At 49.3% G+C, this 18,854-nt stretch carries 16 protein-coding genes; all 16 read left to right on the top strand.

Features of this window, described 5'->3' with window-relative positions; translation table 11 throughout:
• Positions 1 to 84: 84 nt before the first annotated feature.
• The 16 genes from BP71_RS16185 to BP71_RS16110 all read left to right on the top strand — a co-directional run bounded on the left by BP71_RS16185 (position 85) and on the right by BP71_RS16110 (position 18,851).
• A complete protein-coding gene (locus BP71_RS16185; protein ID WP_496380980.1) occupies positions 85 to 2,655 on the top strand; it encodes a DUF5686 and carboxypeptidase-like regulatory domain-containing protein in 2,571 nt (856 codons plus the stop codon).
• A gap of 26 nt (positions 2,656 to 2,681) precedes the next feature.
• The gene (locus BP71_RS16180) at positions 2,682 to 3,395 is read left to right on the top strand and encodes a nucleotidyltransferase family protein (RefSeq protein WP_496380978.1); all 714 of its coding nucleotides are present in this window, start codon (positions 2,682 to 2,684) and stop codon (positions 3,393 to 3,395) included.
• Between the two features lie 76 nt (positions 3,396 to 3,471).
• A complete protein-coding gene (locus BP71_RS16175; RefSeq protein ID WP_496380976.1) occupies positions 3,472 to 4,341 on the top strand; it encodes a hypothetical protein in 870 nt (289 codons plus the stop codon).
• On the top strand, positions 4,341 to 5,300 hold the full coding sequence (locus tag BP71_RS16170) for a CDP-alcohol phosphatidyltransferase family protein (protein WP_496380974.1): 960 nt from the start codon (positions 4,341 to 4,343) through the stop codon (positions 5,298 to 5,300). Before BP71_RS16175 ends, BP71_RS16170 begins: the two co-directional genes overlap by 1 nt.
• Positions 5,301 to 5,322: 22 nt before the next feature.
• Complete coding sequence (locus BP71_RS16165; protein WP_496380972.1) at positions 5,323 to 6,339, top strand: lysylphosphatidylglycerol synthase transmembrane domain-containing protein; 1,017 nt, start codon at positions 5,323 to 5,325, stop codon at positions 6,337 to 6,339.
• Positions 6,340 to 6,367: 28 nt separating this feature from the next.
• Positions 6,368 to 7,075, top strand: coding sequence for an HAD family hydrolase (locus tag BP71_RS16160; RefSeq protein ID WP_496380970.1), 708 nt, complete (start codon positions 6,368 to 6,370; stop codon positions 7,073 to 7,075).
• A gap of 48 nt (positions 7,076 to 7,123) precedes the next feature.
• Entirely contained in the window at positions 7,124 to 8,032 is a 909-nt protein-coding gene (locus tag BP71_RS16155) for a PfkB family carbohydrate kinase (protein ID WP_496380968.1), read from the top strand.
• A 19-nt stretch (positions 8,033 to 8,051) separates the two neighbouring features.
• Complete coding sequence (locus BP71_RS16150; RefSeq protein WP_496380967.1) at positions 8,052 to 8,621, top strand: DUF4833 domain-containing protein; 570 nt, start codon at positions 8,052 to 8,054, stop codon at positions 8,619 to 8,621.
• Position 8,622: 1 nt separating this feature from the next.
• Positions 8,623 to 9,255 carry a sterol desaturase family protein gene (locus tag BP71_RS16145; protein WP_496380965.1) on the top strand — a complete coding sequence of 211 codons (633 nt, stop codon included), beginning with the start codon at positions 8,623 to 8,625 and terminating at the stop codon, positions 9,253 to 9,255.
• A 14-nt stretch (positions 9,256 to 9,269) separates the two neighbouring features.
• Complete coding sequence (gene cmoA, locus BP71_RS16140) at positions 9,270 to 10,019, top strand: carboxy-S-adenosyl-L-methionine synthase CmoA (RefSeq protein ID WP_496380963.1); 750 nt, start codon at positions 9,270 to 9,272, stop codon at positions 10,017 to 10,019.
• On the top strand, positions 10,016 to 10,744 hold the full coding sequence (locus BP71_RS16135; RefSeq protein ID WP_496380961.1) for a methyltransferase family protein: 729 nt from the start codon (positions 10,016 to 10,018) through the stop codon (positions 10,742 to 10,744). The genes cmoA and BP71_RS16135 overlap by 4 nt, the downstream gene beginning before the upstream one ends.
• Positions 10,745 to 10,879: 135 nt before the next feature.
• The gene (locus tag BP71_RS16130; RefSeq protein WP_496380959.1) at positions 10,880 to 12,157 is read left to right on the top strand and encodes an NAD(P)/FAD-dependent oxidoreductase; all 1,278 of its coding nucleotides are present in this window, start codon (positions 10,880 to 10,882) and stop codon (positions 12,155 to 12,157) included.
• A 103-nt stretch (positions 12,158 to 12,260) separates the two neighbouring features.
• Positions 12,261 to 14,660 carry a GAF domain-containing protein gene (locus BP71_RS16125; protein ID WP_496380957.1) on the top strand — a complete coding sequence of 800 codons (2,400 nt, stop codon included), beginning with the start codon at positions 12,261 to 12,263 and terminating at the stop codon, positions 14,658 to 14,660.
• Between the two features lie 29 nt (positions 14,661 to 14,689).
• On the top strand, positions 14,690 to 15,937 hold the full coding sequence (locus tag BP71_RS16120; protein ID WP_496380955.1) for a Pycsar system effector family protein: 1,248 nt from the start codon (positions 14,690 to 14,692) through the stop codon (positions 15,935 to 15,937).
• Between the two features lie 11 nt (positions 15,938 to 15,948).
• A complete protein-coding gene (gene ppk1 / locus BP71_RS16115) occupies positions 15,949 to 17,985 on the top strand; it encodes a polyphosphate kinase 1 (RefSeq protein WP_496380953.1) in 2,037 nt (678 codons plus the stop codon).
• On the top strand, positions 17,985 to 18,851 hold the full coding sequence (locus BP71_RS16110) for an SdiA-regulated domain-containing protein (RefSeq protein WP_496380951.1): 867 nt from the start codon (positions 17,985 to 17,987) through the stop codon (positions 18,849 to 18,851). Before ppk1 ends, BP71_RS16110 begins: the two co-directional genes overlap by 1 nt.
• Positions 18,852 to 18,854: the final 3 nt, after the last annotated feature.

The raw sequence follows: 18,854 nt of genomic DNA, 5'->3' as shown, positions 1-18,854 counted from the left end.
GCATTACATCCGGTGACAGGTGTGCAGCGTACATGATTTCGACACAAGCAGAGGACAGCTCAAACACGTTACGAACGTTCCAACATGAAAGCAATTAACAAGTCGATATGGTTACAACTACTCCTGGTGATCGGCCTTTTGCCGATCGGCGCGGGATTGGCCGTAGCGCAGAATACAACCACGATAAAAGGTACCGTTACCGATGCGAAGACGGGGGAAACCCTGCCATATGTGTCGATCCTCATCCCGGGAACAACCATGGGAACTGCCTCCGACGCCGAGGGCCGTTACGCGATGACTTTGCGTGAAGACCATCCGACGATCAAATTTACCTATGTAGGTTATGTGGCGATTGAAAAGCCGATCAAGCCGGGTGTGAGCCAGGTGATCGATGTGAAAATGACGGTGGATGCCTCAATGCTGAAAGAGGTGACTGTGAAGACCAAGGCGCGTTACCGTAATAAGGATAACCCGGCCGTGCAACTTATCCGCGAAGTGATCGCGCATAAGGATGAGAACAAGATGGCGAGCAACAATTTTGTTGAATACGAACAGTACGAAAAGATCTCGCTCGCATTGAGCAACCTGTCCGACGAATTCAAGGACAAGCGCATTTTCAGGAATTACCAGTTTTTGTTTAAAAGCCAGGACTCGGCTGCAATGGGCGGCAAGAACATGCTGCCTGCCTATATTCAGGAAAAACTCTCCAAAGTTTATTTCCGGAAAAGTCCCTATAACAAGAAACAACTCGTGCTGGCGAACCGCCGGGCAGAATTTGACGCGAAGTTTGTGGATAATGACGGTTTGAGTGCCTATTTCAACCGTTTGTATGAAGATATCAACATTTACGACAATGATATCTCCATCGCCACCAACTTGTTGCTGAGCCCGATCGCGAACTCCGCACCGACATTTTATAAATTCTTCATCCGCGACACCATCAAAACGAGTAACCCATGGCTGATAGAGCTGGGCTTCGTTCCGCGGAACAAGACGGATATGCTTTTCGAAGGTAAACTTTTCATTACTCTCGACGGAAAATATGGTGTTCAGAATGCTTATCTGACTGTAAACAAGGATATTAACCTCAACTTCATGCGTGACCTCGAAGCGCGCCTGGAATTTGAGAAAGGTGCCGACGGCCGCTATTTTATGAACAAGTCGACGCTTGCGATGGAATTTGCATTGGGCGAGAAGAACGGTGGTTTATACGGTCAGCGGACGGTGAATTTCAAGGACTACACCATTAACCAGCCACGTCCCGACAGCATTTACCGGGGACCGGGTGAGGAGATCGTTTATAATCCGGAAATCAAAACGAGTGAGTCGTTCTGGGCCAGCAAACGGCACATTCCGCTGGAACGCACCGAGTTGGATATTTACAAGAATATCGATACCCTGCAAACCATCCCGTCCTTCAAGCGGACGATGGACATTGCGACGCTGTTCCTTTCGGGCTACAAGTCGTTCGGAGCGGTGGAAGTAGGACCTGTGAATACATTTTACAGCTTCAACCCTGTGGAAGGATTTCGTCTTCGTTTCGGGGGGCGTACCACCACGGATTTTAGTAAGCGTGTCTATTTCGAAACCTATGCGGCCTATGGTTTCAAGGACCAGAAATGGAAGTACTTTTTAAGCGGGACTTATTCATTTAATAACAAATCCGTTTACCACTTCCCGCTGCATTACCTGCGGGCGAGTTATCAACGCGATACCAAGATTCCCGGGCAGGAATTGCAGTTTGTGCAGGAGGATAACTTCCTGTTGTCGTTCAAACGCGGGGATAATAACCGGTGGCTGTATAATGATATTTACAAACTGGAATATGTGCGCGAGTTCGAGAGCCGCTTTTCTTACAAGATCGGTTTTACCCAATGGAGACAGACCCCCGCAGGCATACTTCGCTATGAAAGCCTGGATGAAGAAGGTCAGCTGAAAAATGCCGGCGAACTGAATAATACCGAAGCGAACATTGAGCTGCGTTATGCGCCGCACGAGCAGTATTATCAAGGCAAGTTGTACCGGACTCCGATCATCAACAAATACCCGATTTTTACATTGCGCTATAATGCAGGTTTGAAAGGGGTATTTGAAGGAGAAAACAATTATCACAATGTGGCGCTGAACATCCAGAAGCGCTTTTACCTGTCGCAATTCGGGTTTGCGGACATTACGGCGGAGGGCGGCTATATTTTCGGGAAACAGATCCAGTTTCCGTTGCTGACCATCCACCGGGCTAACCAGACTTACGCGTATCAGTTGAATTCGTATAACCTGATGAACTTCCTGGAATTCGCGAGTGACCATTATGCGAGCCTGGACGTGCAATATTATCTGAACGGTTTCATATTCAATAAAATACCATTGCTGAAAAGATTGAAACTGCGTGAGGTGCTGAGTTTTAAAGGCCTGATGGGCGGGTTGCGGGATGAGAACAACCCGGCATTCAACCCGGGCCTGTACCGCTTTGCCACCGACCAGGATGGTAAGCCGGTCACTTACACATTGTCGCGCGAGCCTTATATCGAGGGCAGCGTGGGTATTGCCAACATTTTCAAGCTGTTACGTGTTGACCTGGTAAAGCGTTTTACCTACCTCGACAACCCGAATGTATCGGAATGGGGTATCCGGGCGCGGTTCAGGCTTGATTTTTAAGGCATTGATTTAAAAGAGACATTATTATGAATTACGCAATCATAGCAGCAGGGGAAGGTTCAAGACTGGCGAAGGAAGGTTTTACACTTCCCAAACCGATGGTGAGCCTGCACGGCGAAATGCTGATCGATCGGCTGATCGGGATTTTCGCGCGGAACAATGCGGAGAAAATCCTGGTCATCATCAACGAGGAATCGCCGCTGCTGGAAATGCATTTGATGGGCTTGGCAGAGAACCTGCCCATTCAAATTGTTAAGAAAACGACACCCAGTTCGCTGCATAGCGTGTACGAGCTTTTCAAAAGCGATCCGGAATTGAGCGAGGTTTGTCTGACCACCACCGATACGGTCTTCCGCGAAGAGGAGTTCAGCGTGTTTATCAACGAATTTGCAGAAAGCAGGAATCTCGAAGGCCAGATGGCGGTCACTGCATTCATCGACGACGAAAGTCCTCTCTATGTGGCAGTTGACGACGACGACCGCATTACTGCATTCACCGATGATAATAGTACCGATACCCCGTTTGTTTCAGGCGGGATTTATTGTCTCAGGAGGAAAGCGATCGAAACCGTGAGTGTGGCTGTGGAAAAGGGTGTGAGCCGGATGCGGAACTTCCAGCGGCAGCTGGTGGCGGACGGTTTGCATTTGAAAGCATATCCGTTTACCAAGATCGTTGACGTGGACCATGTGAGTGATATCCAGACGGCAGAGTTGTTCCTGAGCGGAGAAATGGCTTTCTAAATACATTAAAACACACACTGGACTGACACCAATTTATTACTAACCGACCGGGGCGTTTTGCCGGTCAACACCATACATGAACGAATTAGAGATTCTGGGCGTCCACCGAAACAAAAAGTTTTCGCCCAACCATATCGGGAACGACGATGCGATTTTTTCCCAAACGGCCAAAGAGCTCGAAAAACTGGGATGCCGCATTACCATCTGTTGCGAAGATGAGTTCCTGGCCATGGAAACAGTGCATTACAGCAAGATTTTTACCATGGCACGCCAAAAGCAGGTGGTAGCCAAATTACAGGAACTGGAAAGGAACGGCACGCAGGTTTTGAACTCGGCATTCGGGATTGAAAACTGCTTCCGCACGAACTTGACCAATGCATTGAATAACAATAACATCCCGGTAGCCGACAGCTACATTGTACCGACGGATTACCAGGGCGACGAAGTTTTTGATCAGATCAAAGGAAAAGGTTACTGGATCAAACGGGGCGATTTCCACGCCATCCATAAGGAAGATGTGTCGTTTGCAGCATCGCGCGAGGAAGCCAAGGAGATATTGCAGGAGTACGCATTGCGCGAAATCCCCGACGCAGTAGTTTCGCAGCATTTGATCGGCGACCTGGTGAAGTTTTACGGGGTTAGGGGCACGGACTTCTTTTTCTGGTTCTACCCGTACGATAACAACCATCATAAATATGCTGAATATCAGCAGATCAACGGTAATTCGGTGTATTACCCGTTCAGCGCCGAAGGTTTGCAGAATACGGCCAACGAAGCGGCAGGCGTAGTGGGGATCGATATTTACGGAGGCGATGCCATTGTAGGAAAGGACGGCGATTTTCGCATTATCGACCTGAACGACTGGCCCAGTTTCGCACCGTGCCGCGACCAGGCAGCCGGAAAGATTGCCGGCCGGCTTTATGAGAGATTTTTGAACAATAATTAATGGAGACAACCACCACACCCCGACCACTCGCAGAAGAACCCGAAAAAACCTCGGCATTCGAGAATTCGCTTAAATCGAACGATACGGAGGAGCAGATCGATATCTGGTTTTACCGGCCCATCGGCTACCGGATCGCATTGTTTTGCGCGAAGGTAGGCCTGCGCCCGAACCCGGTGACGATCATCAGCATTTTCTTCGGCGTGGCGGCGGGTATTTTGTTCTATCCGCAGCAGTTGTGGATTAATGTGATCGGGATGCTTTCGCTGATGTTCGCCAATTCGCTCGACAGCGCCGATGGCCAGCTCGCCCGGATGACGAACGATAAAAGCCGATTCGGGCGCATTCTGGATGGGGTAGCCGGTGACTTTTGGTTTATCGCGATCCACATTGCATTGTGTTTGCGGAGTATGGAAGAAGGTTGGAGCGCGTGGATTTGGGTGCCGGGCGTGGTTGCAGGCGCGTCGCATATGATCCAGTCGGCCATGGCGGATTACTACCGCAATGTGCATTTGTTTTTTATCAAAGGCACCAACGGCAGCGAGCTCGACAATAGCCGTGATTTGCAAAAAGAGTATGATGAAATGAGCTGGACGCGGCAGTTCGGTATGAAAATCGTGGCCCGATTGTATTTGAACTACACCAAAGAGCAGGAGTTTTTCTCACCAAAATTGCAGAAGCTGCTGGCTGTTGTGAAAGAGAAATACCGGAACGGCCTTCCCGCAAAGCTCGTTACCGATTTTCGCGCTCAGAACAAGCCCCTGATGAAGTATACCAATATCGTCCAGTTCAATACCCGGGTGATATTCCTCTTTATCTGGCTGTTCCTAGACCAGTCGTGGATCTATTTCTTGTTTGACATATTCGTTCTGAACCCGATCCTGATCTATATGATCGTAAAACAGGAGCAGGTCAGCAATCATTTTTACAGGGAGATCAGCTCCGGCAAATACAATGGGTAGCAAGGCGTACAAAGCCCTTTTCATGGCAATCGGCATTTTCTCACTGAGCTATATGATCTATGGCACAGGGTTGCTCGTGATTTGGGAAAATATCAACAGGACGGGCATCTGGTTCCTGCCGGTAATCGGTAGCTGGCTGGTGATCTACATCCTGAACGCCCTCGCATTCCGCGCCATCATCCGCGAGCCGCAACTGCCCGAAACGAATATGTCTTTCTGGGCGGTGCTGCGCCTGACGATCTCGGGTTATGCGATCAATTACATCACGCCATTCGTGGCATTGGGTGGCGAGCCTTACCGGATTCTGGAACTGAAACCAACGCTGGGCATCCAGAAAGCGACATCCTCGGTGCTGCTTTACAGTTTGATGCACATGTTTTCTCACGTGCTGTTTTGGCTGGCGTCCATTATCCTGATCGTGGCGGTGGTTCCTTTAAGTGATGTTATGCTGGCCGGTTGCGGGGTATTGCTGGTCGTAGGGCTGATTTTAGGATATTGGTTTATCAATGTTTATAAAAAAGGTTTCACGGTGAGCACTTTCCGCTTGCTGGAAAAGGTGCCTTTTATCAAACATAAGGCCCGGGAATTCGCATTGAAGAATGCCGAGAACCTGTACGAAGTGGATGAGCAGATCCGTGTCCTGTATTCGGACCGCCGGAATGCATTCTATGCTTCACTGTTCTATGAGTTTGCGGGAAGGGTAATCGGCTGCCTGGAAATCTATTTCACGGCCCACGCCATAGGAATGGAAATGACATTAGCCCAATCTCTGATCGTGAGCTCAGGCTCATCGCTTTTCGCGAACCTGATCTTCTTCTTCCCGATGCAGCTCGGTACCCGCGAAGGCGGCCTGGCGCTCGCGTTGAAAAGTGTGGGATTGCCCGCGACGCAAGGGATTTTTATTGGAGTTGTATTGAGAATCAGAGAGATCGTCTGGATTATCATTGGGCTGGCTTTGATTAATAAAAAAACAAAAAACAATCAGACAGCCAGCACAGAAGCAGAATTGAAACCAGTTCCTGTGAGAGCCGATAGCTGATTATTTTGATATCAAGAGAACGAGAGCAATGATAAAGGGAATATTATTTGATTATGGGGGGACAATTGATACAAATGGCTTGCATTGGGCCAATGTGTTATGGGATGCCTATCAGCATAATCGGGTAAAGGTTGACAAAGAGGCATTTGCGAGTGCATACAAGTTTGGCGAGAGGGCATTGGCCATCCATCCGATCATCCAGCCGCATCATGTGTTTTACGATGTGCTGTTTCTCAAAGTAGAGCAGCAGTTTGGCTATTTGAAAGAGAACGGATACGAGTTGGACGGCCAGGCCATCGAGGCCATCGCCCGCGAATGCGACCGCGTCGCACGCACTAGTGTTGAAAAGGCTGCGCCTGTGCTTGAATCATTGGCGCAAAACTACCCCCTCGTGATGGTTTCCAATTTTTATGGAAACCTGAATAGCGTTTTGAAGGAATTTGGCATTGCGCATTATTTCCAATCTGTCGTCGAATCGGCAGTGGTCGGCGTCCGGAAGCCCGACCCCGCGATATGGCAGCTGGGCGTGGAGGCGCAGGGCTTTCTTCCGCATGAATGCGTGGCAGTAGGCGATTCCTATTCCAAAGACGTTCTGCCCGCCAAAGCCACAGGTTGCAAGGCGATCTGGCTGAATGTGCAGGGTTTTGAAGAGTCCGCCGACACGCAGGTATCGGTGGCCGATGCCGAGATTACAGATTTTGCCCAGGTGGCTGACACCATTATGAGCCTGGGTTAGTTGTCACTAGCCCTAACCTTTGAAGGTTGGGTTAACAAAAAGAATACCATGTACGACATTTGCACCATCGGGCATATTACCCTGGATAAGGTAGTAACAGCCCAGTCTGTCAAGTATATGCCCGGCGGCACTTCGTTCTATTTTTCGAAGGCGCTGCGGCAATTCGACGTCCGCTATATGCTGGTAACGGCGCTGGCCGAAAAGGAAGGTCATATCGTTGCCGGTTTGCGGGAAGAGAATATCGAGGTTTTTTCCCAGAACAGTCCTTATACCGTCTATTTCGAAAACATTTACAGTGCCAATCAAGACCATCGCGAGCAGAATGTGCTCCATAAGGCGGCCCCGTTTACAGTAGCGCAGATGCCGGCTATCGAAGCGAAGTATTTCCATCTTGGCCCCTTGCTTTCGGACGACATCAGCGTGGACCTGATCAAACTGCTGGCTTCGAAAGGGACCGTGTCCCTGGACATTCAGGGCTATCTGCGTTATGTGAAGAACCAGAAAGTATTGTATAAGGACTGGGACGAGAAGAAGGCCGCATTGCCTTTTGTGTCTATTCTCAAAGCCAACGAATTTGAAATGGAAGTAGTGACGGGCACAAGGGATGTACGCGAAGGTGCGGAATACCTCGCCAATCTGGGGGTAAAAGAAGTGATCATTACCCTGGGCAGCAAAGGGTCTTTGATCTACAAAGACAACCATTTTTTCCAGATTCCGGCTTACAAACCGGCGGATGTCGTGGATGCGACCGGTTGCGGGGACACCTATATGGCGGGCTACCTGAGCCAGCGCGTAAAGGGTGCCGGTGTACAGGAGGCGGGCGAGTTCGGGGCGGCGATGGCTACCTTGAAAATACAGTCATCGGGGCCGTTCTCCGGGAACGCTGAGATGGTTGAGGAGGTTTTGCAATACGGTGAATGCGACCGTGAAGTGATCGCACAAGCCATTTGTTTATAATAGTAGTAGCTCAACAGTCATGAAATACATACTCAGCATTCTGATGGCGCTCAGCCTGACGCTTGTTTCGTATGCAACAGGATTATCAGAGAAAAAGACCGGTACGACAGCCACCGATCCGGACGAGTTTCCAGTTCCCGACAATGTCCCCGGATTGCTTTTTTACATTCAGCGTGATCCGAATACGAATACAATTTGTTATCAGCTTAACGTCGACAAACAAGGAAGAATCAGCGAAAAGAACCCCGTTAACACTTTCTGGATCAGGTATCCTGAGGGCGGGGTTAAAAAAGATCTCAATTATCTGCAGCGTAAATTTGCCTACGGGATCAATTCCAAAGCGATTGGCAATGCGGCCTATGAACTGAGATCGGTAGCTTATTCCAAACTGCCGCTTTATCTGCGGAGGGACAGCCGAAACCAGTACCATGTGTATACCAGCATCGACAAGCGTGAATGTATCCTCAGCCGGGTATTCATTCGTATTGATGGAGGTACATTCTGGTCGCCCAACGTGCTGTACATAGAGCTCAAGGGAGTTGACACAGCCACCGGTAAAACGATTATTCAGCGAATAAAACCATCCTGACATGCCTAAAAACTATGTCTCCAACTCAACGGAATCCACAAGGATGTTCAAGAGTAACTTTCTTGAGGCCTTTTCAAAGGTGCATTACAGTGTCCCGCTTTTCATTTTCGTCCCCGTGATCGGCTACTTTTCGTGGAAGTCGCTTTCGGTGGGGGCGCTGCCCTGGTACAGTTTTGTATTGCTGGTATTCGGAGGTCTTTTTTTCTGGACATTCACCGAATACTTTATGCACCGGTTTGTTTTTCATTTTACACCGCGTGGCAAGTTCATGGAGCGTATCCATTTTGTCTTCCACGGCGTGCATCACGATTATCCGAATGATGCCAAAAGGCTGGTAATGCCGCCGTCCGTGAGCATCCCGCTCGCAACGGCCTTTTACTTTCTGTTCACCCTGTTTCTGGGGGAATATGAAGTGGCGGCATTCTATTCCGGGTTTATGACCGGCTATCTGTTCTATGATATGAGCCATTATGCTTTGCACCATGCCAATTTCAAATCCGGACTCTGGAAGAAATTAAAAAAGCATCATATGCAACATCATTATTCGGATGCAAGTAAAGGTTACGGGGTAAGTTCAGATATTTGGGACAAGATTTTCGACTCAAACGAAAAACGGCCCCCGAAATCTAACTAATCTAACTGTAACTTATGAAGAACCTTGGAAGTGCGAATTTGGACCAGGTCTTCAAAGAAGAGATCACGAAAGCATCCGACTTTAAGTTCGGGACAACGGTGGTTAATGTCTTTGATGACATGGTCAGCAGGTCAGTGCCGTATTACAACGAGATGCAGCGAATGCTCGGCGAAATCGCGGCGGATCACGTGAAAGAAGGTAGTTGTGTGTATGATCTGGGCTGTTCCACCGGGACCACACTCATTGAAGTCGATAAACTCATTCCTTCCGACGTGCGCTTCATTGGTATCGACGAGTCGCCTGAAATGCTCGCAAAATGCGACACCAAGCTCAAAGAGGCTGGTTTTGTAAGACCTTATAATCTGGTAACAGGCGACTTGCACCAACCACTTCCTATTTCCAATGGTTCTGTTGTAATCCTTTGCCTGACGCTGCAGTTTGTCCGGCCATTGTATCGTGAGCGGCTTTTAAAAAACATCTATGACGGCCTGAATCCCGGCGGAGTGTTGCTGCTGGTAGAAAAAGTGCTTGCCGAGAGCAGCGTATTCAACCGTGATTTTATCAAATACTATTACAACTATAAGCGGCGCAACCATTACAGCGAGCTCGAAATATCCCAGAAACGGGAGGCGCTCGAAAATGTGCTGATCCCCTACAAGTTGTCTGAAAACATGCTTCTGCTTAAAGAGGCCGGTTTCGCAGATTGCGAAGTTTTCTTTAAGTGGTACAATTTTTCGGGGATGATAGCCTATAAGAAATCATGATAGCGATCGGTAATTTCTTTTTCAAGCATAGGAACAACCTGTTCATTCTGCTGTATCTGCTGCTGTTCCTGCCGTCGCCTATGATTTTTACGCCGGGGCGCTTCGGGCCAAACTACTTTTTGTATCCGGTCATACTGGGTTTGCTGGTTACTTTTTCCGGAGAGATCATCCGGGGTATTACCATCGGGTTGGCCTACATTATCCGGGGCGGCAGAGACAAGAAGGTGTATGCTGAAACGCTCGTAACGGAAGGCATTTTCAGGCATTGCCGCAATCCGCTGTACGTCGGGAATATCCTGATGCTTCTCGGAGTAGGCATTCTGGCTAATTCGGCTATTTATGTAGGAATCGTAATGCCGTTGTTTTTGTTTATTTATCAGGCCATTGTATTGGCCGAAGAGAATTTTTTGAGAAATAAGTTCGGCGCGCAGTTCGACGCTTATTGCAGCAGGGTGCATCGGTGGCTGATCAATTTCAACGGCTTTTCGGAAACGCTGGGCGGGATGCGGTTCAACTACAGGCGCTGGCTTTTGAAAGAGTACAATACATTGCTGGTGTGGCTGATCGGTATTGTAGCCATACTGCTGTTCAAATATCCGGTCATCGTGCCACATCCCGACACGCGGCTGACGGTTTTCATTGCCATCGTGTTGATTTTGGGAGCAATTTACGGATATGTCCGTTACCTGAAAAAGTCAGGAAAGATGACCGACAGCATGGCGTGAAACTAGACGGCGTACAGCGGAAATGGCTCTTCCGGGGCAGGCTGGCCGAAGTGCCGCGTGCCATGGGAAACAACCTCCGACCCTTTTTGATTGAAATAGCCTGAAATCAGATTAACCCCCTAATAAAAGAGCACCATGAACATTATCATCATTGGAGGAGGATTTGCCGGTGTAAACCTGGCGCTGGAGCTAGCAAAAAGCAACAAGTTTGAGGTGACGCTGGTAGATAAGAATAACTACAATTTCTTCCCGCCGCTGATTTATCAGGTTGCTACCGCATTCCTGGAACCATCGAGTATCAGCTACCCGTTCCGGAAGCTTTTTGCAGGTAAGGAAAATATCCACTTCCGGTTAGGGGAATTACAGCAGGTGTTGCCGGCTGAGAATAAGATCATTCTCAACAACGGAGAGCTCAGCTACGATTTTCTGGTGTTCGCCACCGGTGCAGAAACCAATTTCTTCGGGATGGAGAATGTCAAACGGAATGCCACCCCGATGAAGACACTGGAGGACGCGATTGGTATGCGGAACAAACTGCTTCTACGGATGGAGAAAGCTACCATTTGCGATGATCCGGAAGAAGTCAAAAGGCTGCTGACCGTTGTGATCGCAGGGGGCGGTCCCACGGGCGTTGAGATTTCAGGCATGTTTGCCGAAATGCGGAACGGCATTCTTCGCAGAGAATATCCGGAGCTCGCAGGCAAAGGAAGTGAAATATACCTGGTCGACGGAGGAGATGCATTGCTGTCGCCCATGAGCGTGCAATCGCAGAAGCATACCTACGATGCGCTGCGCAAGCTCGGTGTGAAAATCCGGCTTAAAAGCCATGTTACCGACTTCGTAGACGATAAGGTGTATTTTTCGGAAGGAGACTGCATCGAGGCCAAGACGCTCATATGGGCTGCCGGTGTAACCGGCAAAGTTTTCGACGGTATTCCGCCGGAGGCTTATGGCCGTGGCCGCCGGATGCTGGTCGATGCGCACAACAAAGTCAACGGTACTTACAACATTTACGCAATCGGCGACTGCTGTCTTCAGACCGCAGACGTCCAATTCCCGAACGGACACCCGCAGGTAGCGCAGGTCGCTATCCAGCAGGGGAAGAACCTCGCCCGGAACTTCAATCTGATAGCCGAGCAGCAGCCACTACACGCCTTCGCCTACAAGGATAAAGGCTCGATGGCCATCATTGGCCGTGCCAAAGCAGTAGTGGACCTGCCGTCGCCGAAATGGCATTTCGGCGGGGTCATTGCCTGGCTGGCGTGGCTTTTCATACACCTTATTTCGCTGATTAATTACCGTAACCGGGTCAAAACCCTATACAACTGGATGGTGGCCTATTTCACCAAAGATCAGTCCCTGCGAATGATCATTAAGCCTTCGGTAACGCAGGAAAAGGTCGAATCCTTGTGATGGAACCGGATTTCAACGTTTATCGTTGGCAGTTTGATAAAAAACACTGAATTTAGGCAGCTGCAAGCGGTTTTGCTGGATTCAGTGTGCAAACAACCATATAATGGAACCGACAATCATTGATGTAACACAAAACACACCATACGGTCTCCAGAAACTTGACTCTTCCATTTCTTTCAGGGGTTTTATCAATTTCCTAGAAAAGAAAATCGATGAGGAAGAAACGGTCAAAAAAACATTTTTCTCGCTGGTTTTAGAAAAACTGAAAGCCAACCCGGCATTCAGTGAGGACGTTCCGCTTTCGGATGTCGCCAACTATAAAGAAGAGCTGAGTTTGATCTATGGCATGCTGATGCCGCCTATCGCAAACGAAAAGGAAGTTTTCTGGGCCATGAGTGCCCCCGTAAGTCCGATCGTTTTCTATGGCACCTCGGGATTTTACGACCTGGTGACGGAAAGCGGATCGAATCAGATTAAATGTGACCTCATGGTGGACCATGAGGTGAGCAGGAAACAAAAAATGCAGATGCTTTATTCCTTCATACTGGAAAAGCTCTATCATTTTCCGCCGATCCATCATCCCGATATGATTCTTGCATTGAAAGATGAGAAATCGGGTCTTCAGAAATACTATCGTGGGCATATCGACAACCGTTTCTGCGAGGTGTACGCCAAGGGAAGCCTGCCTGAACTGGACCTTGACTGGATCCGTTCCGAATTGCAGGATTCGTTCGATATGAACACTTTCTCGACCTTGTTGCCGCATAGCCTGTTCCGGTTTGAAGGGTTTTCGCTGATCACGCTGACGGACGTTACCGCGGAGTATGCTGTGGAAAGCATCAAGAACACCATTCTGGACCGGGCGTCCTACGATCCGAAAACCTACTTCAACTACGTCGCCGGTTCGTTGAAAATGCTCGTAGAAAACGCGAAGATCGATTTTGGTCTGATGGCGGTGCTGCGGGTCAACAACAGGCTGGTTTTTGACCGGAGTTCCATGCTGTTCAGCAAACTCATGACCGCCGCCACGGAAAATGACATGGCCGAGGAAACGTATCTGAACATGGCCACCCAGTATTTTGAAGCGCCCAAAACGCTCCTCCTCCGGAACATGGGAGCCGAGGACGAGCATAAGCAGGATTTCATCCGCATTCTCCGGAATGACGGCGTGGAAGCTTATGCGCTGGTACCCGTTTATTACGACAACAAAGTGGTGGGTGTCCTGGAAGTGTATTCCCGGGAGGCCAAATCCATAGACGAAAAATTGCTTGCCAGGCTGGATGTGGCGCTGCCGTGGATCGCGCAGATCATGAAGAACTACATTGATGAGTTCAATGCGCAGATCGACAACGTGATCCGGGATAAGTTTACATCCCTGCAACCCGCCGTGCAATGGAGGTTTCGCGAGACTGCCTGGCATTATATCCGGGACAAAAGCATCAGCCCGCAGACGGCTGCTATCGAAAGTATCCAGTTCAGGAACGTTTTCCCGCTCTACGGCGCAATCGACATCCGGAACTCCACCATCGAAAGAAACCTGGCATTACGGGACGACCTGCGACTTCAGTTCAATGTACTGATTGAAACTTTTAGCGTCCTGAAACAGAAGCTGGGATTCAGTCTGGCGGACGAAATGATCTACAAATGCCGGAAGTGGATTAGCGAACTTTCGGACGAAAGCAACGACAATGACGAAATGCGGGTAAGAGATTTCCTGGAAACGGAAGTGCACCCCTTTTTGCTGCATTTCAAGGAGGAGAACGTGCAACGCTACGGGTCTGGCGCCACGGCTCCCGGCGACCTCGTGCTTCGGAACCGTATCGACGAGTACTTTGCGATGATCGACGAGCAGAACGGGGCCGCATTTGCCAACCGCCGCGAACTGGAAGCGTCGATGCAGACGATCAATTCGTCGGTTAATATGTACCTGGACCTTTTCCGGACCGAAATCCAGCAGGCATATCCCAGTTATTTCGAAAAATTCAGAACAGACGGTATCGAGTACGACATTTACATTGGTCAGTCCATTGAACCGGAAAAGCGGTTCAGTGAACTTTATCTGAAAAATATCCGCCTGTGGCAGCTTACGACCATGGCCGCCATTGCCAGAATCACCCATTCACTGATCCCGCAAATGGAGAAGCCGCTGGAAACTACGCAGTTGATCTTTATCCATTCCAGCAGCATCGACATCAGTTTCCGGGATGACGAAAGGAGGTTCGATGTGGAAGGGGCCTATAATATCCGCTACCAGGTGATCAAAAAAAGGATAGACAAAGTGCATATAAAGGGAACCGGCGAACGGCTCACCCAACCCGGCAAAATTGCTTTGGTGTATTTCAATAGTAAATCTGCCGAGGAATATGTAGGTTATATCCGTTATTTGCAGGAAAAGAACACTTTAATGGATGATCTGGAATTTCTGGACCTGGAAGAATTACAGGGAGTTACAGGGTTGAAAGCATTGCGGATCGGAGTCAACCTGAATGCGGACTGGAATTAACGAAGCGCTTAAATATAACTGAACGTTCTATGAACTATAACCATCGGCTCGACAAGGTTAAGCATCATGTCCACCATTTTTTCGGTACTAAAGCGCTCGCGCAGCTCAGTTACCATAACCTCATCCATACCGAGGCGGTGGTAGCCAATGCCGTGAAGATCGCGAACCATTACCGGCTGGAAGACAGGGAGACTTTTATTGTTGTTACCTCCGCATGGTTTCACGACACAGGGTATAGCACCGGTGAAGCAGCCGGACATGAACGCAGAGGGGCGGAGATGGCCGCAGAATTCCTCCGTAGCGAAGGGTTGGACGAAGATGTGATCGTCGAGGTTGAAGGCTGCATTCTGGCGACGGTATGGCCGCAAAAGCCTGCCAATTTTCTTCAGCAGGTGGTATGTGACGCGGACCTTTTTCATCTCGGGACGCCGGAGTTTGGTGACTGGAACAAGCTGGTGAGAAAAGAAGCGGAGCAACGGCTTGGCAAAAAGATAGAGAAGAGCGAATGGCGTAAAAGCACCATAAAACTGCTGGAATCGCATACGTATCAGACCGATTACTGCCGCGACCTGCTGGATAAGCAAAAAAAGAAAAACCTCGAAAAGCTCAGGCAAAAGGACCTGGAAGCCGAGTCGTTACCAGCTGAGGAACCTGAGGAAGCAGTCCATCCGCTCCCGCCTTACAAGATCAAAGACGAAAAGACATTCCTGCCGGAAATTACCGAGGGAAAGAAACAGAAGAACGACAGGCCGGACAAGGGCATCGAAACAATGTTCCGGATCAGCTCTAATAACCATCAGCGGCTGAGCGATATGGCCGACAACAAGGCGCATATCATGATCACGACCACGTCGATCATCATTTCGGTGCTGCTGAGCGTGCTCGTAAGGAAGCTGGAAGACAATACCTATCTCATACTCCCGACCATGATGCTGCTGACGGTGTGTATGGTCACCATGGTATTCTCCATTCTCTCCACCCGTCCCACCATCCCGAAAGGCACGTTTACACAAGAAGATATCGACAGGAAGAGCGTTAACCTGCTTTTCTTTGGAAACTTCTACCGGATGTCGTTCGATGAGTATTCCAGCGGCATGCAGACGATGATGAACGACCGGGACTTTCTGTATGGAAGTCTTACTAAAGATGTTTATTCCCAAGGGGTTGTACTCGGCAGGAAGTACCGGTTATTGCGCGTGGGGTACAATGTTTTCATGTTCGGTATAGTCGTTTCCGTGGTCGCATTTGTGATCGCCTCCATTCTGTTTGAACACTGAGCCGGCCCCTTATGGAAGCGTTCCGCTATTTTAACCGGGATATCAGTTGGCTTACCTTCAATGAACGGGTACTGATGGAAGCCGGCAACGAAGCTGTTCCACTTATGGAGCGGATCCGGTTCCTTTCTATTTATTCTTCCAATCTCGATGAATTCTACCGGGTGCGGATGCCTTATTTGCAGAAGAATGCGATGAAGGACTCGGCTGAAAGTGCATACCTGGAAGCGGAAGCTATTGTGAACAGGCAGCAGGAAGCATTTGGTCAAATCCTGGGGCAATCGATTATCCCTGCGCTGCGACGGCTGGGTTTCCATTTTTGTTATAAAGAAGGTATCCCTGCACAGATCGGGGTGTTTGCGAGGCGCTATTTCTTTACGCACATCGCGGGGTTTTTGCAGCCGGTTTACCTGAATGACAAAACATCGTTCTTCCCGGAAAATAACCAGATCTACATTGTGGTGGTCCTGCAACTTCCTAATGACAAGGAAAAAGTAGCGCTGGTGAATATTCCGACACCCTATATAGACCGCTTTGTCAAAATAGCACAGCCGGACGGCGATTATATTGTGTTTCTGGAAGACCTCATTCGCCATAATCTAGGGAACCTCTTCCCCGACGCGACCAGCATCGGGGCTTTCAATATCAAAGTAACGCGTGACGCCGAGCTGGACCTGCTCGATGAAGACGGAGAAGATATGGCAGAGCAGGTGGAAAAGCAGCTGGGCAAACGGGATTTTGGCCTGGCGACCCGATTGTTATATGAGCCCGGACTTCCGTTGAGACACCTGCAGTATATTGTCAATGTTTTTGACCTGAAAAAAGCGTCGCTCGTCGAGGGCGGGCGCTATCATAACCTGAAAGATCTCTCCGCGCTGCCCGTTGCTTCGCCTGCCATTTCATACCCGGCCTGGCCTGCCGTGCAGCAACTGGAAGGCTTTGCGGAAGAAGAGACGCTATTTGAGGCGTTGACGCGCCGCGATCTGATGGTGCACGCTCCATATCAGACTTACGACACCATTCTCCGGTTTTTTAACGAGGCGGCGATAGACCGGTCGGTGCAGGAGATCTATACGACGATGTACCGGGTAGCACACGATTCTAGGATTGCGCACGCACTCATTACCGCGGCGAAGAACGGTAAAAAAGTGACGGTACTGGTCGAACTGAAAGCCCGGTTCGATGAGGCGAACAACATTCGATGGGCAAAAAAAATGAAGTCGGCCGGTGTGAAGATTGTCCACAGCGTCAATGCCCTGAAGGTGCACGCCAAGCTGGCGCTCGTTAAACGGAAACATGAAACGCATGGGTACCTCGGTCTGCTGGCGACGGGCAACCTTAATGAGGGCACAGCCCGCTTCTACACGGATCATATCCTGCTCACCGCCCATTCTGCCATGTTGAGGGAAACTGAGCAGTTGTTTACTTTTTTAAGCAAAAAGAAAAAGCCGGAAAAGATCGATGCCATTCATTTCGATCATTTACTGGTAGCCCAGTTCAACCTGCAAAGACAGTTTGTCGAACTGATCGACCGGGAGATCGGCAACGCCCGGAACGGATTGCCGGCGGGCATTACCATCAAGCTCAACAACCTGGAAGAGGAAGTACTGATCAACAAGCTGTATGAAGCGTCGAATGCCGGCATTCAGGTAAATCTCATCGTGCGGAGCATTTGCAGGCTTGTTCCGGGTGTACCGGGGCAAAGCGAAAATATTCGTATCAAACGCATTGTGGACCGTTACCTGGAACATGGCCGGGTGTTTATTTTTCATAACAATGGAGAAACGGAAGTATTCATGGGCTCTTCCGACTGGATGAACCGGAACATTTACCGGCGGATCGAGGTTTGCTTTCCGATTTATCATGAGGAGCTGAAACGGCAGCTGACCGACATGATCGCGCTGCAATGGGAGGATACCGTTCAGGCTGTGTGGATTAATGACGAACTACAAAATGTGCCAGTGACAACGCTCCCGGGCGGTGTGCGCTCGCAGGAAGCCATTTACCATTATCTCAAGGGAGGAATAGAAAACCTGAAAAAGACATTCTGATGAATCCATTTTTACTGAAAAGGTGCCTGCCGGTCTTACTGGCGGGCCTGGCGCTCGCAGGGTGCAACTCGACACAAAAAGAAAAAGACGTATTCCAGGGCTACGACATGAACCAGCCCGAGAAGTTCAATATGCCCGAAAGTTTGTTTGAGATTTCGGGTATTGCTTTTGCAAAAGGGAAAAGCGACACGATTTATGCCATTCAGGACGAAGATGGAAAGCTGTTCAGGCTGGCCTGGGATATTCCAAAGCAATTGCACGCCAAGTTTAGCAAAAAGGGAGACTATGAAGACGTTTCCATTCTGCGGGACCAGGTTTACATTCTGAAAAGCAATGGAGTAATATTTGCTTTCCCGCTCTCGGAAGCAGTATTCGAAGAGCCGGAGGCCGTCTACGAAATCAAAGGCATACTCCCGAAAGGGGAATATGAAGGAATGTATGCAGATGAGGCGAGCGGGCAACTCTATGTAATATGCAAGAACTGTGCGGATGATGATTCCAAAAACAGTGTTTCAGGGTACACATTGAAGCCGGAGACAGACTCGACCATTGCGCAGACAGGCAGCTTTACCATCCAGGTAGATCAGATTAAGGCCATTACCGGAAAGGTTGCGAGGGGATTCCGGCCGTCGGGCATTGCCAAAAATCCGGTTACAGGTGAATGGTATATTATTTCGGCAGTGAACAAACTGATCGTCGTAACCGACGCAAAATGGCAGGTAAAAGCCGCTCATCCTCTGAACGGTAACATGTTTATTCAGCCCGAGGGCATCGCCTTCGATGATGCCGGTAATTTGTATATTTCCAATGAGGGCGATGACTTGTTCAGCGGGAATGTGCTTAAATTCAGAAAATCAGGCCGGTAGGCC

This window comes from Dyadobacter ginsengisoli DSM 21015 (assembly GCF_059568735.1).
This window is presented reverse-complemented; position numbering and strand designations above follow the sequence as displayed.

Excerpts from the sequence above, each read along its gene's own strand:
- BP71_RS16185 (WP_496380980.1), top strand. The coding sequence starts at position 85 with ATGAAAGCAATTAACAAGTCGATATGGTTACAACTACTCCTGGTGATC.
- BP71_RS16180 (WP_496380978.1), top strand. The coding sequence starts at position 2,682 with ATGAATTACGCAATCATAGCAGCAGGGGAAGGTTCAAGACTGGCGAAG.
- BP71_RS16175 (WP_496380976.1), top strand. The coding sequence starts at position 3,472 with ATGAACGAATTAGAGATTCTGGGCGTCCACCGAAACAAAAAGTTTTCG.
- BP71_RS16170 (WP_496380974.1), top strand. The coding sequence starts at position 4,341 with ATGGAGACAACCACCACACCCCGACCACTCGCAGAAGAACCCGAAAAA.
- BP71_RS16165 (WP_496380972.1), top strand. The coding sequence starts at position 5,323 with ATGGCAATCGGCATTTTCTCACTGAGCTATATGATCTATGGCACAGGG.
- BP71_RS16160 (WP_496380970.1), top strand. The coding sequence starts at position 6,368 with ATGATAAAGGGAATATTATTTGATTATGGGGGGACAATTGATACAAAT.
- BP71_RS16155 (WP_496380968.1), top strand. The coding sequence starts at position 7,124 with ATGTACGACATTTGCACCATCGGGCATATTACCCTGGATAAGGTAGTA.
- BP71_RS16150 (WP_496380967.1), top strand. The coding sequence starts at position 8,052 with ATGAAATACATACTCAGCATTCTGATGGCGCTCAGCCTGACGCTTGTT.
- BP71_RS16145 (WP_496380965.1), top strand. The coding sequence starts at position 8,623 with ATGCCTAAAAACTATGTCTCCAACTCAACGGAATCCACAAGGATGTTC.
- cmoA (WP_496380963.1), top strand. The coding sequence starts at position 9,270 with ATGAAGAACCTTGGAAGTGCGAATTTGGACCAGGTCTTCAAAGAAGAG.
- BP71_RS16135 (WP_496380961.1), top strand. The coding sequence starts at position 10,016 with ATGATAGCGATCGGTAATTTCTTTTTCAAGCATAGGAACAACCTGTTC.
- BP71_RS16130 (WP_496380959.1), top strand. The coding sequence starts at position 10,880 with ATGAACATTATCATCATTGGAGGAGGATTTGCCGGTGTAAACCTGGCG.
- BP71_RS16125 (WP_496380957.1), top strand. The coding sequence starts at position 12,261 with ATGGAACCGACAATCATTGATGTAACACAAAACACACCATACGGTCTC.
- BP71_RS16120 (WP_496380955.1), top strand. The coding sequence starts at position 14,690 with ATGAACTATAACCATCGGCTCGACAAGGTTAAGCATCATGTCCACCAT.
- ppk1 (WP_496380953.1), top strand. The coding sequence starts at position 15,949 with ATGGAAGCGTTCCGCTATTTTAACCGGGATATCAGTTGGCTTACCTTC.
- BP71_RS16110 (WP_496380951.1), top strand. The coding sequence starts at position 17,985 with ATGAATCCATTTTTACTGAAAAGGTGCCTGCCGGTCTTACTGGCGGGC.